The sequence below is a fragment of the Brevundimonas sp. UBA5936 genome (assembly GCA_002430835.1).
Taxonomy (GTDB): domain Bacteria; phylum Pseudomonadota; class Alphaproteobacteria; order Caulobacterales; family Caulobacteraceae; genus Brevundimonas.
In genome coordinates, this window is record DJDA01000026.1 from 1 (window position 1) to 378 (window position 378).

Below are 378 nucleotides of genomic sequence, written 5' to 3' on the forward strand. Positions count from 1 at the left end.
GCCAGCACCATGCCTGTCAGCAGGCCCGCGAGTACGCTCCGGGGCGGGGCCGGGGCCAGGAACCGGTCGTGCACGGCGTCCACGTCGTGCACCAGCCGGGCCGAGGCCGCGCCGCCCGCCAGCGACAGGGCGCGCGTCGTGGGGCCGAGCGCCAGGCCGTCGAACACTAGGGGGCGCAGGGCGGCCAGCGCCTCCAGCGAAGCCTCGTGCCCGGTGACGCGCTCGCCATAGCGGGAGGCGGTGCGGACGATGGCCAGGAAGCGAATGACCGCGCTGGGCACCAGATAGTTGAACACATGGGCCGCGGCGGGCCCGGCCGCACCAGCCAGGGCCGATGCGGTGATGAACCAGCCGGACACGCCCAGCAGGGCCACGGCC

The 378-nt window shown here is 75.4% G+C and carries 1 pseudogene; it reads right to left on the reverse strand.

Annotated features, from left to right (window positions below):
- Positions 1 to 378 (reverse strand): annotated as a pseudogene (locus tag B2Y21_RS02240) (amino acid ABC transporter ATP-binding/permease protein); the annotation flags it as partial.